Genomic DNA, 13,719 nt, shown 5'->3' on the forward strand with positions numbered 1-13,719 from the left:
CGGGAACCCCTGCCCTAGATTGCCTGCCCACTACAGGTGATCGTTAGGGACGGAGCCGCCACATGGCCGACGAGAGTAAACCGCCTCTGATCACGCCGCTGCGCGTGATCGTCGCCCTCTGCCTGATCGCACCGTTCGCCGCGATGCTCTGGGTCGGCTCGTACGCGAAGACGGAACCCGCCGTCGGCGGCATCCCCTTCTTCTACTGGTACCAGATGCTCTGGGTACTGATCTCGACCGCGCTCACCATGGTCGCGTACAAGCTGTGGCGCCACGACGAGCGGACGCGCACCGCAAAGGGGGGTGCGACGGAATGAAGGACGGTGTGAACGGAGTCGCCCTCGGCGTCTTCGTCTTCTTCTTCCTGGCCGTCACGGTCCTGGGTTTCCTCGCCGCGCGCTGGCGCAAGGCGGAGAACGAGCACAGCCTCGACGAATGGGGGCTCGGCGGCCGGTCCTTCGGCACCTGGATCACCTGGTTCCTGCTGGGCGGCGACCTCTACACGGCGTACACCTTCGTCGCCGTCCCGGCCGCCGTGTACGCGGCGGGCGCCGCCGGCTTCTTCGCCGTGCCCTACACGATCCTGGTGTACCCGCTGATCTTCATGTTCCTGCCGCGCCTGTGGTCGGTGTCCCACCGGCACGGCTACGTCACCACCTCCGACTTCGTCCGCGGCCGCTTCGGTTCCCGGGGCCTGTCGCTGGCGGTCGCCCTCACCGGCATCCTCGCCACCATGCCGTACATCGCGCTCCAGCTCGTCGGCATCCAGGCGGTGCTGGACGTGATGGGCGTGGGCGGCGGCGAGAACACCAACTGGTTCGTCAAGGACCTGCCGCTGCTCATCGCCTTCGGCGTGCTGGCCGCGTACACCTACTCGTCGGGGCTGCGGGCACCCGCACTGATCGCGTTCGTCAAGGACGCCCTGATCTACATCGTGATCGCGGTGGCCATCATCTACATCCCGATCAAACTGGGCGGATTCGACACGGTCTTCGCCAAGGCGGGAGAAGCCTTCGCGCAGACCAACCCGGCGACCGGCAAACCGCGCGGCGCCCTGGTGCCCGGCGAGGCGTCCCAGTGGGCCTACGCCACGCTCGCGCTCGGCTCGGCCCTCGCGCTGTTCATGTACCCGCACTCGATCACGGCCACCCTGTCCTCGCGCAGCCGCAACGTGATCCGCCGCAACACCACCATCCTTCCGCTCTACTCGCTGATGCTGGGCCTCCTGGCCATACTCGGCTTCATGGCGATCGCCGCCGGGGTGAAGGTGACCAACGGTCAGCTCGCCATCCCCCAGCTGTTCGAGAACATGTTCCCCGACTGGTTCGCGGGGGTGGCCTTCGCGGCCATCGGCATCGGCGCACTGGTGCCGGCGGCCATCATGTCCATCGCCGCGGCCAACCTCTTCACCCGGAACATCTACAAGGACTTCCTCCGGCCGGACGCCACCCCGGCACAGGAGACCAAGGTCTCCAAGCTGGTGTCACTGCTGGTGAAGGTCGGCGCGCTGGTCTTCGTGCTCACCATGGACAAGACAGTCGCCATCAACTTCCAGCTGCTGGGCGGCATCTGGATCCTCCAGACGTTCCCGGCCCTGGTCGGCGGCCTGTTCACGCGCTGGTTCCACCGCTGGGCGCTGCTCGCGGGCTGGGCGGCCGGCATGGTCTACGGCACCTGGGCCGCGTACGGCGTCGCCAGCCCGACGCAGAAGCACTTCGGCGGATCGTCCGACGTCATCCCCGGCATCGGTGAGATCGGCTACATCGGTCTGACCGCCTTCGTCCTGAACGTGGCCGTGGTCGTGGTCCTCACCCTCGTCCTGCGTGCGGTGAAGGCCCCGGACGGCGTCGACGAGACCTCCCCGTCCGACTACACGGCCGACGCCGGGGACCCGGGCGTCCAGGCCGAACTGCCGCCCGCCACAGCCGGCGCCGCCCACTGAAAGGCCCCTTCTCCCCCAAGGGCCGCCCCGTACCAAAGGGGCGGCCCTCGGGCGTTTCCACCCACTCACGACACTAGATGTGGGGCATGATTCAGCGAGCCGCCCCCACATGTATGCTCATCCTCGCTGTCCCGCAGGGGAATCCGGTGCGAATCCGGAACTGTCCCGCAACGGTGTGATCGGTGTGCCTTTGCGCAACCCCGAGTCCGAAGACCTGCCGACAGCGCACCCGGACCGTCCGGCCCGGGTGTCCAAGACGTCCGGGCCTCGCGGAGTGGGCCGGTGGACGCGGCGCGTCGGCTCCAGCCCCCGCACGCCCGCATGCCCCCGCCCTCCCGACGGCCCCGAGCCGAGCGAGGGAGAGCACCCCCGTGACCATCGCGCCCGCAGATCCGGCATCAGCGACGGAGAACGACGGCCCCGGGACCGCACTGCTGCGGACCCTGACCGACCTCACCGCCGATCTGCCCGACGCCGACCCCGGCCGGGTCGCCGCTGCCGCACTGCGGGGCCGGCAGCCCGGCTCGGACGAGGCCGAACTGCGCGGGCTGGCCACGGAAGCGGCCGCCGGACTCATCTCCGAGGACCCGGCGTACTCCCGGCTCGCCGCCCGGCTGCTCACCGTCACCATCGCCGAGGAAGCCGCGTCGCAGGGCGTCCGGACCTTCTCCGAGTCCGTCGCCGTCGGCCACCGCGAGGGCCTGATCGCCGACCGCACCGCCGAGTTCGCCCGGACCCACGCGGCCCGGCTGGACGCCCTGATCGACCCGGCGGCCGACGACCGCTTCGGCTACTTCGGCCTGCGGACGCTGCACAGCCGCTACCTGCTCCGGCACCCGATCACCCGCCAGGTCGTCGAGACCCCGCAGCACTTCATGCTGCGGGTCGCCTCCGGCCTCGCCGAGGGCACGACGACCCGCTCGGTCGACGAGGTCGCCGCGCTCTACGGACTGATGAGCCGGCTCGACTACCTGCCGTCCTCGCCGACCCTGTTCAACTCCGGCACCCGGCACCCGCAGATGTCGTCCTGCTACCTGCTCGACTCCCCGCTGGACGAGCTGGACTCGATCTACGACCGCTACCACCAGGTGGCGCGGCTGTCGAAGCACGCCGGCGGCATCGGACTGTCCTACTCCCGCATCCGCTCCCGCGGTTCGCTGATCCGCGGCACCAACGGCCACTCCAACGGCATCGTCCCCTTCCTGCGCACCCTCGACTCCTCCGTCGCGGCCGTCAACCAGGGCGGCCGGCGCAAGGGCGCGGCCTGCGTCTACCTGGAGACCTGGCACGCGGACATCGAGGAGTTCCTGGAGCTGCGCGACAACACGGGCGAGGAGGCCCGGCGCACCCACAACCTCAACCTCGCGCACTGGATCCCGGACGAGTTCATGCGCCGGGTCCAGGACGACGCAGACTGGTCGCTGTTCTCCCCCGCCGACGTGCCGGAGCTGGTCGACCTGTGGGGCGAGGACTTCGACGCCGCGTACCGCAGGGCCGAGGCGGCGGGGCTGGCCCGGAAGACCATCCCGGCACGTGATCTGTACGGCCGGATGATGCGGACCCTCGCCCAGACCGGCAACGGCTGGATGACCTTCAAGGACGCCTCGAACCGCACGGCCAACCAGACCGCCGAGCCGGGCGCCGTCGTGCACTCCTCGAACCTGTGCACCGAGATCCTGGAGGTCACGGACGACGGCGAGACCGCCGTCTGCAACCTCGGCTCGGTGAACCTCGGCGCGTTCGTCACCGACGGGGACCTGGACTGGGAGCGGCTGGACGCCACCGTGCGCACCGCCGTGACCTTCCTCGACCGGGTGGTCGACATCAACTTCTACCCGACCGAGCAGGCCGGCCGGTCCAACGCCAAGTGGCGCCCGGTGGGCCTGGGCGCGATGGGCCTGCAGGACGTGCTCTTCAAGCTGCGGCTGCCCTTCGACTCCGCTGAGGCGAAGGCGCTGTCCACGAGGATCGCCGAGCGGATCATGCTCGCGGCCTACGAGGCGTCCGCCGACCTCGCCGAGCGCCACGGGCCGCTGCCCGCCTGGGAGAAGACCCGCACCGCCCGCGGGGTGCTGCACCCGGACCACTACGACGTGGAGCTGCACTGGCCCGAGCGGTGGGCCGCCCTGCGGGAGCGTATCGCCGCGACCGGCATGCGCAATTCGCTGCTCCTCGCCATCGCGCCCACGGCCACCATCGCGTCCATCGCCGGCGTGTACGAGTGCATCGAGCCGCAGGTGTCCAACCTGTTCAAGCGCGAGACCCTGTCGGGCGAGTTCCTCCAGGTCAACTCGTACCTCGTCGACGACCTGAAGAAGCTGGGCGTGTGGGACGCGCAGACCCGGGAGGCGCTGCGCGACTCCAGCGGCTCGGTGCAGGGCCTGAAGTGGATCCCGGAGGACGTGCGGGCGCTGTACCGCACCGCCTGGGAGATCCCGCAGCGCGGACTGATCGACATGGCGGCGGCCCGTACGCCGTTCCTGGACCAGTCGCAGTCGCTGAACCTGTTCATGGAGACGCCCACCATCGGCAAGCTCAGCTCGATGTACGCGTACGCCTGGAAGCAGGGCCTGAAGACGACCTACTACCTGCGGTCCCGCCCGGCGACCCGTATCGCCCGCGCCGCCGGTGCGCCCGCGGCGACCGCGACCATTCCCGTCCAGCAGGCCGCCCCCGACGCGGACGCGGTCGCCTGCTCCCTTGAGAACCCCGAGTCCTGCGAGGCCTGCCAGTGATGCGTGACCAGAACCTGCTCGACCCGGGCTTCGAGCTGACCCTCCGCCCGATGCGCTACCCCGACTTCTACGAGCGCTACCGGGACGCCATCAAGAACACCTGGACCGTGGAGGAGGTCGACCTCCACTCGGACGTGGCCGACCTCGCCAAGCTCTCCGCGGGCGAGCGCCATATGATCAGCCGTCTGGTGGCGTTCTTCGCGACCGGCGACTCGATCGTGGCCAACAACCTGGTGCTGACGCTCTACAAGCACATCAACTCCCCCGAGGCGCGGCTGTACCTGTCGCGGCAGCTCTTCGAGGAGGCCGTGCACGTCCAGTTCTATCTGACGCTGCTGGACACGTACCTCCCCGACCCCGAGGACCGGGCCGCCGCGTTCGCGGCCGTGGAGAACATCCCGTCCATCCGGGAGAAGGCACAGTTCTGCTTCAAGTGGATGGACTCGGTGGAGTCCATCGACCGGCTGGAGACCCAGGCCGACCGCCGCCGCTTCCTGCTGAATCTGATCTGCTTCGCGGCCTGCATCGAGGGTCTGTTCTTCTACGGCGCGTTCGCCTACGTGTACTGGTTCCGGTCGCGCGGCCTGCTGCACGGCCTGGCCACCGGCACCAACTGGGTGTTCCGGGACGAGACGATGCACATGAACTTCGCCTTCGAGGTCGTGGACACCGTCCGCAAGGAGGAGCCCGACCTGTTCGACGACAAGCTCCAGCAGCAGGTCACCGACATGCTGAAGGAGGCCGTCGAGGCCGAGCTCCAGTTCGGCCGCGACCTGTGCGGCGACGGTCTGCCGGGCATGAACACGGAGTCCATGCGCGAGTACCTGGAGTGCGTCGCCGACCAGCGTCTCACCCGCCTCGGCTTCGCGCCGGTCTACGGCTCGCAGAACCCCTTCTCCTTCATGGAGCTCCAGGGTGTGCAGGAGCTGACGAACTTCTTCGAGCGCCGCCCGTCGGCGTACCAGGTGGCCGTCGAGGGCTCGGTCGACCTGGACGAGGACTTCTGACCTGCTCCGGACGCTGAGTGGCCCCGGCGGTTTTCCGCCGGGGCCACTCGTCGTCCTGCGTCAGTCGTTGGGGACCGTCTCGTAGCGCGGGGTCCCTTCGGCCATCTGGCGCAGCGCGTCCTTGCGGTCGCGCTTCGACAGACGGTCGATGTAGAGGCGACCGTAGAGGTGGTCCGTCTCGTGCTGGAGGCAGCGGGCGAAGTAGCCCGTGCCCCGGACCTTGATGGGGTTGCCCTGGACGTCCTGGCCGTGGACCTCCGCGTAGTCGGGGCGGGCCAGCGAGGCGTAGGCGGTCGGCACGGACAGGCAGCCCTCGTTGGAGTCGTCGAGGATCCGGTGCTCCGGCGGCAGCTCCTGGATGACCGGGTTGCAGACCACACCGACGTGCCGGGTGCCCTCGTCGTCGGGGCAGTCGTACACGAAGACCTTGAGGTCGACGCCGATCTGGTTGGCGGCCAGGCCGACGCCCTCGGCGGCACGCTGGCTGGCGAACATGTCGTCGACGAGTGCCGCGAGCTTGTCGTCGAACTCGGTCACGTCCTGGCATTCCCGGTGCAGCACCGGATTGCCGACGACCGTGATGGGACGGGCGGTGCCGCGGGCGCGGCAGGCCTGCTCGCGCTCCTCACAGTCCTCGGTGTCCACGACGAAGCCGTCGTTCACCTGCTCGTCCGTCTCCTGCTGCGCCATGATTCGCCGCACGCCTTCCTCAGTACCGACTCGTTGTCCGGTACAGCCTACGGCGGCCGGTCAGCAGACCTCCTCCAGATCCCGCCATTCACGGGTTTCCGGGCTGTCCGCCACCCACCCGTCCAGGAGGCCGCGGACCAGTCCGGCCGGGGCGGCGATACCGCATTCCCGCTCCGGCACCCACAGCGAGCCGTTGCCTGCGGTGCGGTGCCCGAGCGGTCCCGGGTGGCCCGGTTCGCTGTGGTCGTGCGGGTCGAGGTGCTCCCCGTCGCCCTCGCCGCTGGGCATCCGGCTCTCCGAGCAGGCACGGCACAGCAGCCGTACGGACGAGGACCAGTCCTCGGCGGCGAACCCGGCGTCGGCGGCCAGGCGCTCCAGGGCGTCCCGGTCCTCCTCGGTGGCGGCCTCCAGCAGGACGACCCAGGTCGGCACGGGTGAGGGCGCCCACAGTTCGATCTCGTCGAACACCGGGAACGCGGGACCCGCCGCGGTGACCCGCTCCCCGTGGGGCACGCCGTCGTGCAGGACGACCTCGCCCCAGCGGCGTCCGGAGGAGGGCAGCGGAATGGAGAGGATCTCCATACGGGCCGGGTCCAGCCGGCGGCCCCACACCACCTCGGCCTCGCCCTCGGGCGAGAGCCGCACGGCCGCGCTGCCGAGGTCCATCCCGGCGGGTTCGCCGTTCTCGACGGCCTCGCCGGGCACCTTCAGGCCGTAGGCCTGCCAGGCGCGGCGGGCCAGCGGCCAGTCCTGGAGCGCGGTGGCGGCGATGCCCACGTTCCACCAGTCGGGTGCCCCGGTCTCCTTGTCGAGCAGGGCGACGGCGCGCAGTCCGGCGGCGCGGGCCTGCTCCCAGTCGTGCCGGAACTTGTGCAGCAGGGCCAGGTTGAACCAGGACTCGGACAACCACGGCTCCAGGTCCGCGGCGCGCGTCAGCAGCGCGCCGGCGTCCTCGTACCGCCCGTCGCCGATCAGCGTGAACGCGCGATCGGTGGCCTGCCGCCACGAGGCGGAGGGCCGGTGTCGTCCCTTGCCGAAGATCCTCACGATTCCCGCCTGCCTTGCGGACACCCCTGCACTTCGCATCCAACCATGCCCGGCCGGAACGCCGCTCATTACTCCTGGGTTACCCAGGTGCGATGGGCATGAGACTGCCCCTTCCGTCCCGGGACAGGACTTTGGCCAGGGTTTCCACGATCTCGGGCTGGTATTCGCGGGCGGTGTCCAGCCGCAGCCGTTCCAGCGCGTCCAGGTGCCCCGACGGGCCGCGCCCGGTGTCCGTGCACGCCAGGTCGTCGTACGCGTTCACCGCCCGTACGATCCGCGCGGACAGGGGCTGTTCGCGGTACGGGTCGGCCTGGCTCTCCACCACGAGCGCGACCGCCGCCGGTACCCCGGTACGGCGCACCACGGCGCCGCCCAGCAGGGCGATGCGGCGCTGCTCCGCGTGCGGCAGCCCGGCGGTGGCACCGGCCGGCACCGGGTCGACCAGGGACAGCTGCCCGATGTCGTGCATGAGGGCGGCGTACTCCAGAACGGTCAGCTCGGCCTCGGGGAGCCCGAGTTCACGGCCCACGGCCCTGCTGAGCGCGGCGACCCGGCGCGCGTGTCCCGGCCGGGTGTATCCGGCGATCTCGGTCGCGCGGGCGAGCGACGTGATCGTCTGCCGGCAGGTGGCGCGGACCGCGGCGTAGCGCCGGAAGGCCAGCTGGGTCAGCAGCAGCGGCCCGCAGAAGACGGGCAGGGCCCACAGGCCGGCGGCCGCGACCGCGAGGGCGATGACCACTCCGGTCGCGCACACGGCCGAACCGACGCCGAGGAGCGCGCGCAGTTCGCCGCGCAGCTGCGGTCCGTACGGGTGGCCGGTGCGGGCACACGGCACCAGGGCGGCGAGGACGGCGTCGCAGAGCAGCGTGAGGACCAGCACCAGGACCAGGTGGAGCACGTGGTGGGGGCCTTCCCCGGCCCACCGGCCCGGGTCCGCCGCGTCGTGCAGGGGCTGGAAGCAGGCCGCGGCGAAGCCGGCCGTGAGGACCCGCCGGGCCAGGTGGTCGGGGCCGGGCCCGCTGCCGCGGGCGAGGTTCGGCACCGCGCCGACGAGGGTCGCCGCCGCGACGACCGCGACGACCTGGAGCACCCCGTGGGCCGTGTCGTGTCCGGCGTGCCGGCCGAGCAGCGCGTACCCGAGTGCTCCGGCGGCCGCGAGCGGTGCCGGTTCGCGCTCGTCACCGGGGTGGCGGCGGAGCAGTTCACCGAGCGTGACGAGGGCCCCGAAGGCGAGCGCGACGCCGGGCCGGTCGGTGCCGTCCTGGGCGGTCCGGACGACGGCGCACAGGGTGAGGAGGCCCGCCGCGCCGTACCCGGCGGCCAGCAGGGCCCGCGCCGGCAGCATGCTCCGCCGGGTCACCCGGCGCCGCCCCGGCGGGCTGCCGGCGCGTCGGCCCGGGCGGTGGCCGGGGGACGGGGCTGCGGAACGTGCTCCCCGTGCGTCGCCGACGTGGTGGGCGCGGCGGCCGGCTCGCCCTGCGGTAACGGCCGCCCGGCCGGCCCGCGGGGTGTCCGGCCGCTTGCCGGGGACGGCACCGCCGGCCCGTCCGCCGTGGCGGCGGGGTGCCAGCCGTGCCGGTCCAGCGCGCCCGCGAGGGCCCCGACCATCCGCGGGTCGAACTGCGTCCCGGCGCACCGCCACAGCTCCGCGACGGCGACCGGCACCGGCCGTGCCCTGCTGTACGAGCGGGTCGAGGTCATCGCGTCGAAGGCGTCCGCGACAGCCACCACCCGGGCGAACTCGGGGATCTGATGGCCCGCCAGCCCGTAGGGGTAGCCGCTGCCGTCCATGCGCTCGTGGTGGTGGAGGATCGCGGCACGTGCCTCGCCGAGGAAGCCGATGCCGCGCACGATCTCGTGCCCGTACTCGGGGTGGAGTTCGATGATCCGGCGCTCCTCCGGGGTGAGCGGCCCGTCCTTGCGGAGGACCCGGGTCGGTACGCCGAGTTTGCCGACGTCATGGAGGATCCCGGCGAACCTCAGCACCTCGAGGCGTTCCTCGGGCATACCGAGCTCACGGGCGATCATCACGGAGGCCTCGCCGACGCGTTCGCTGTGCCCGCGGGTGTACCGGTCCTTGATGTCGACGGCCTGGACGAGGGCCCGGATGGTGGCCTGGTGGGCGGCCCGCTCGTGGTGGTACTGCGCGAAGACCCAGCAGGAGACGTACATCGGCAGCAGCACGAGCAGCGCGGCGGCGGGACCGTACGGGCTGAGCCACAGCACCGCCATCATCAGTCCGGCGAATCCGTGCACGGCGTGCGGCACGAGCGCCCTGTGCAACAGCCCGCACCAGGCGGCGTCGACGGGGACGCGCTCCGCGGTCGCGAGGATGAGTCCGTCGAGGGCGGTGAGGACCAGGCAGAAGGCCAGGGCGGCCGCGCCGGCCGGGAGGAGGACGTAGGGGAAGTCGGCGGCGGCCGCCGCTGCGCGCCCGTCCAGCAGCGTCTGGACGTGTGCGGCGGCGCCGACGGAGAGGGACAGCCCGGCCGCCCGCCAGACGCGGCGTGCCCGGCGGTGCGGCTGCTCGGCCCTTCCGAGGAGCGCGCCGGGCAGCACGACGAGGGCGGCGGCGGATGGCGGCAGCAGTACGGCCGCGGCGAGCAGTACGGGAAAGAACGATCCGGCAGGGATGGTCGCGGTGACCCGCCCGGCGAGCGGTGGGCAGCCGGCCGGCCACTCGCAGAGCGCGTACAGCCCGGCGAGCGCACCCGCGGTGGACCAGGAGACACCGCTCCCGCTCAGGGCTGGGGCGGCGCAGAGCAGCGCCGCCGTCACGGCGCAGAGGATGACGGCGCGCGCCGTCGTCGGCAATGCCCGCATGCGTTCGGCCCTCCTCCGGCGTCCCCGGGTCGCGAGAATAGGACGGCTGGACCGGGTGGGGCGGGCTGTTTACCCGTACGAGTGACAGCGTGACAATCGGGCCGCGATGTGGTGCGCGGCCCGATGGATGCCTGTGGAGGGGACGGGCGGCGGGTCCGGCGAGCAGGGGTCGCCGGAGGGCGCTTCCCCGGGGAGGACGGTCCGGTCGCACACGGCGCGGGACCGCCCGGCCTCCGGAACGGGAGTACGTCGCGCCATGCCGGACCAGGGTTCCGACCCGGCGGGTGAAACGGAAGGCCGCCCCCACGCGGACTGCAGGACCGCCCGGCGCACTCGGCGGGGGGGGCGTCCCAGGGTCCCCTGACGGCGGCCCTCGAAGGAAGACGGTCCGTCACGCCCGTATAGGAACCGCCCCACGAAGGGGGCGTCTCGCCGTACTGGACGGAGGCCCGCCGGAGGGATCGCGCCCTGCCGGAGGGAAGGGCCCGGCCGCTCGCCGGAGTCGGAGCCCCGCCGTGCTCGGCGGATCCGCGGTTATTCCTTGACGGCGGCCGACCGGTCGGCGGCGGCGCCGACGTCCCCGGCCCTCGCATCCGTCGCGCCCGCGTCCCTGGCGGTCACGTCCTGTTCGGGGACGGTCTCGCCGGCGCGGATGAGCTCGATGCGGCTCATGACCTTCGACCGGAGATCGGCCGGTACGTCATCGTGCCCGCAGCAACGCTTCACCAGCTTCTTGACGGCCTGTTCCAGACCGTACTTCTCCAGGCACGGCGAGCACTCGCCGAAGTGCGTCTCGAACTTGGTGCAGTCGCTGTCCGGCATCTCCCGGTCGAGGAACTCGTACAGGTGATCGAGCACCTCGGCGCAATCGATCTCGTGCGGCTCTCCGCAGCTCATGAGCCCGAGCCCTTCCGGTCGTCCGAGTCTCCCGCACCCGCCGGAACGAGCCCGCGCTCACGGGCGTAGTCCTCGAGCATCCCCCGCAGCTGACGGCGGCCCCGGTGCAGCCGGGACATCACCGTACCGATGGGTGTCCCCATGATGTCCGCGATCTCCTTGTACGCAAAGCCCTCCACGTCCGCCAGATACACGGCGATGCGGAACTCCTCGGGGATCGCCTGCAGCGCTTCCTTGACGTCCGAGTCGGGCAGGTGGTCCAGCGCCTGCGACTCCGCGGAGCGCAGACCGGTGGACATGTGCGACTCGGCGCGCGCGAGCTGCCAGTCCTCGATCTCGTCGGCGGCACTGCGCTGGGGCTCCCGCTGCTTCTTGCGGTAGGAGTTGATGAACGTGTTCGTGAGGATCCGGTAGAGCCACGCCTTGAGGTTGGTGCCCTCGCGGAACTGATGGAAGGATCCGTAGGCCTTCGCGTAGGTCTCCTGGACGAGGTCCTCGGCATCGGCCGGGTTGCGCGTCATGCGCAGCGCCGCCGAGTACATCTGGTCGAGGAAGCCCAGGGCGTCCCGCTCGAAGCGTGCGTTGCGCTCCGCCGCGGTCTCGTCCGCGCGGCCTTCGGTTCCCGCGTCGGTCCCAGTGACCGGACCCACCTCCTCCAGCGCAGTCGCGAGGCCGAATCCCGGCTCGCTCGAATCGGAGAATAGTCCACTATCCGTGGACAGGGGCTGCCGCTCCTGCCCCTCCGCCACCCGCGCGGGGGCGGGCCTGGCCGCCGGCAGCACCGTCCAGTCCAGGTCGGCTGCGCGAGTGCGGCTCGGGCAAATGGTCGAACCCATGCGGCGTACTCCCCTTCACGAGCGTGCGTCTCCGTTCACGTACGCATGCCACAACACGGGGCGGTCCCGAAGCATTCCCGTGACCGGGCGAGCGCCCGGAAACGGCGGTCATCGGTCCGGAAACCGGGGTCCTGTGGCCGGAAAACGCCAGGTCGCGAAGCCGGAACCGGGGTACCGGCGACGAGGCCGGCAAGGGGTGCGGGGGCACGAAACCGGCACGGAGGAGCGAGGTCACGAAGCCGGCACCGGGATGCGGTCCAGCCAGTCGGCGACGGCCCGGGTGACGACCCCCAGCGCCTCCTCCTGGCTGAGCTCGGCCCGCTTCGCCACCGCGAAGCCGTGATCGCCGAACGGCACCTCGACCAGCTCGTACGAGCCGTCCGGGAACTCCTCGGGACGGCCGAAGGGATCGTTCCCGCCCTGGACGACCAGCGTGGGGACGCCGGACCCCAGCAGCTCGTCCGCCCTGGACCGCTCCGGCCTGCCGGGCGGGTGCAGCGGAAAACTCAGTGCCAGTACGCCGCACGCGCCGAGCTCGCCGGCGGTCCGGCAGGCGACCCGCGCCCCGGCGCTCCGCCCTCCCGCGACGACCGGCAACCGGTGCCGGGCCAGCGCGGGCCACAGACCCCGCCACCCGATGTCCAGGGTCTTCGGAGCGGGGGCGACCTTCTTGCCGGCCACCCGCCACGGCTGCTCGACCAGGGCCACCGTCACGCCCAGGGGCGGCAGGACCGCGGCCAGGGCGCGCAGGTCCCGGGCCTCGATGCCACCGCCCGCACCGTGACTCGCGGCGAGCACCAGCCGCGGCTTCCGCGCGTGGTGCCAGGTGATGCGGGCGTCGCCCGCGGGCGTCTCTGCGATCTCGCTGACTGTCACGTCAGAAAAGTGTGCCCGCCTCGGGGGCCGCCAGCTCGGTCAGCAGCTCCGGTCCGTTGTTGCGGACGTTACTGACGGCCGTGGGCACGGGATAGGCCCGCATCAGTCCGGGCGGCGGCGGGGCGAGCAGCTCGCGCAGGTCGTCGGCATCCGTGCGGGCCGGGTCCAGCCAGGCGTCCCAGCGGTCGGAGGTGAGCATCAGCGGCATCCGCGGATGGATCTCCGAGAGGGACTGCGGGCCTCCGGCCGGGGCGACGGCCAGCGGCGACTTCTCGGCCTCGGTGGTGATGACCGAGCAGGTCACCCACCAGGCCTGCGGATGCTCGTCCGGGAGGGTGCGGTCCCGCCAGAACTCGTACAGCCCTGCCATGGCGAACACCGAGCCGTCGGCCGGGGTCACGAAGTAGGGCTGCTTGCGCGGCCGCTTCCTACGGCCCTCCACCTCCAGCTGCCGCTCCTCGCTGCCGGTCACCCACTCGTAGTAGCCGTCCGCGGGGAGGATGCAGCGACGGGCCACGAAGGGCCTGCGGAAGGACGGCTTCTCGTGGACCGACTCGGCCCTTGCGTTGATCATCCGGGCGGCGCCCTCGGGCGTCTTCGCGAAGGACGGCACCAGACCCCACTTGAGTTTGCGCAGCTGGCGAACCGGACGCCGGTCTTCCGCGTCTTTCAGAGGACGCTCCAGGACCGCGTACACCTCCTTGGTGGGGGCCACGTTCCAGTCGGGCGCCAGCGTCTCCTCGGGCTGCCACTTCTCGATCTCGAAGATTCCCGCGAGATCCTCGGGCCTGCGACTCGCTGCATACCGTCCGCACATGAGTGCCAGACTGCCACGATCACCGACCTCCCGAGGAGCCGCCCGAGAA

The 13,719-nt window shown here is 71.6% G+C and carries 12 protein-coding genes and 1 riboswitch; of the genes, 4 read left to right on the top strand and 8 right to left on the bottom strand.

The window, feature by feature from the left end; translation table 11 throughout:
• Positions 1-62: 62 nt before the first annotated feature.
• The 4 genes from ACZ4Z5_RS01470 (at position 63) to ACZ4Z5_RS01485 (ending at position 5,684) form a co-directional block, all read left to right on the top strand.
• Positions 63-317 (top strand): DUF3311 domain-containing protein, encoded by a 255-nt coding sequence (locus ACZ4Z5_RS01470; RefSeq protein ID WP_468254924.1) that lies wholly within the window; start codon positions 63-65, stop codon positions 315-317.
• Positions 314-1,942, top strand: a complete 1,629-nt coding sequence (gene mctP / locus ACZ4Z5_RS01475; protein WP_468254926.1) for a monocarboxylate uptake permease MctP — start codon at positions 314-316, stop codon at positions 1,940-1,942. Before ACZ4Z5_RS01470 ends, mctP begins: the two co-directional genes overlap by 4 nt.
• Positions 1,943-2,049: 107 nt before the next feature.
• A riboswitch (cobalamin riboswitch) is annotated at positions 2,050-2,178 on the top strand.
• A 135-nt stretch (positions 2,179-2,313) separates the two neighbouring features.
• Positions 2,314-4,677, top strand: a complete 2,364-nt coding sequence (locus ACZ4Z5_RS01480; protein WP_468254929.1) for a ribonucleoside-diphosphate reductase subunit alpha — start codon at positions 2,314-2,316, stop codon at positions 4,675-4,677.
• Entirely contained in the window at positions 4,677-5,684 is a 1,008-nt protein-coding gene (locus ACZ4Z5_RS01485; RefSeq protein WP_468254932.1) for a ribonucleotide-diphosphate reductase subunit beta, read from the top strand. Before ACZ4Z5_RS01480 ends, ACZ4Z5_RS01485 begins: the two co-directional genes overlap by 1 nt.
• Positions 5,685-5,744: 60 nt before the next feature.
• Here ACZ4Z5_RS01485 and def read toward each other — a convergent pair whose 3' ends face one another.
• From def to ACZ4Z5_RS01525, 8 genes are all read right to left on the bottom strand, one after another.
• Positions 5,745-6,374: a peptide deformylase gene (gene def, locus ACZ4Z5_RS01490; RefSeq protein ID WP_468254935.1), complete on the bottom strand. Its 630-nt coding sequence runs from the start codon at positions 6,372-6,374 to the stop codon at positions 5,745-5,747.
• A gap of 60 nt (positions 6,375-6,434) precedes the next feature.
• Positions 6,435-7,421: a tetratricopeptide repeat protein gene (locus ACZ4Z5_RS01495; protein ID WP_468255520.1), complete on the bottom strand. Its 987-nt coding sequence runs from the start codon at positions 7,419-7,421 to the stop codon at positions 6,435-6,437.
• Between the two features lie 79 nt (positions 7,422-7,500).
• Positions 7,501-8,766, bottom strand: a complete 1,266-nt coding sequence (locus ACZ4Z5_RS01500; RefSeq protein WP_468255523.1) for an HD-GYP domain-containing protein — start codon at positions 8,764-8,766, stop codon at positions 7,501-7,503.
• A gap of 11 nt (positions 8,767-8,777) precedes the next feature.
• On the bottom strand, positions 8,778-10,244 hold the full coding sequence (locus ACZ4Z5_RS01505; protein ID WP_468254938.1) for an HD-GYP domain-containing protein: 1,467 nt from the start codon (positions 10,242-10,244) through the stop codon (positions 8,778-8,780).
• Between the two features lie 534 nt (positions 10,245-10,778).
• Positions 10,779-11,141: a mycothiol system anti-sigma-R factor gene (gene rsrA, locus ACZ4Z5_RS01510; RefSeq protein ID WP_468254941.1), complete on the bottom strand. Its 363-nt coding sequence runs from the start codon at positions 11,139-11,141 to the stop codon at positions 10,779-10,781.
• Entirely contained in the window at positions 11,138-11,791 is a 654-nt protein-coding gene (locus tag ACZ4Z5_RS01515) for a sigma-70 family RNA polymerase sigma factor (protein ID WP_468255525.1), read from the bottom strand. Before ACZ4Z5_RS01515 ends, rsrA begins: the two co-directional genes overlap by 4 nt.
• Positions 11,792-12,208: 417 nt before the next feature.
• On the bottom strand, positions 12,209-12,853 hold the full coding sequence (locus ACZ4Z5_RS01520) for an alpha/beta hydrolase family protein (protein ID WP_468254944.1): 645 nt from the start codon (positions 12,851-12,853) through the stop codon (positions 12,209-12,211).
• Between the two features lies 1 nt (position 12,854).
• The gene (locus ACZ4Z5_RS01525) at positions 12,855-13,670 is read right to left on the bottom strand and encodes an SOS response-associated peptidase (protein ID WP_468254947.1); all 816 of its coding nucleotides are present in this window, start codon (positions 13,668-13,670) and stop codon (positions 12,855-12,857) included.
• Positions 13,671-13,719 lie beyond the last annotated feature (49 nt).

Source organism: Streptomyces sp. NPDC030222, assembly GCF_055573115.1.

What these genes read in the sequence shown, in the direction of transcription:
- ACZ4Z5_RS01470 (WP_468254924.1), top strand. Translation starts at nt 63, where the DNA reads ATGGCCGACGAGAGTAAACCGCCTCTGATCACGCCGCTGCGCGTGATC.
- mctP (WP_468254926.1), top strand. Translation starts at nt 314, where the DNA reads ATGAAGGACGGTGTGAACGGAGTCGCCCTCGGCGTCTTCGTCTTCTTC.
- ACZ4Z5_RS01485 (WP_468254932.1), top strand. Translation starts at nt 4,677, where the DNA reads ATGCGTGACCAGAACCTGCTCGACCCGGGCTTCGAGCTGACCCTCCGC.
- def (WP_468254935.1), bottom strand. Translation starts at nt 6,374, where the DNA reads ATGGCGCAGCAGGAGACGGACGAGCAGGTGAACGACGGCTTCGTCGTG.
- ACZ4Z5_RS01500 (WP_468255523.1), bottom strand. Translation starts at nt 8,766, where the DNA reads ATGCTGCCGGCGCGGGCCCTGCTGGCCGCCGGGTACGGCGCGGCGGGC.
- ACZ4Z5_RS01505 (WP_468254938.1), bottom strand. Translation starts at nt 10,244, where the DNA reads ATGCGGGCATTGCCGACGACGGCGCGCGCCGTCATCCTCTGCGCCGTG.
- rsrA (WP_468254941.1), bottom strand. Translation starts at nt 11,141, where the DNA reads ATGAGCTGCGGAGAGCCGCACGAGATCGATTGCGCCGAGGTGCTCGAT.
- ACZ4Z5_RS01525 (WP_468254947.1), bottom strand. Translation starts at nt 13,670, where the DNA reads ATGTGCGGACGGTATGCAGCGAGTCGCAGGCCCGAGGATCTCGCGGGA.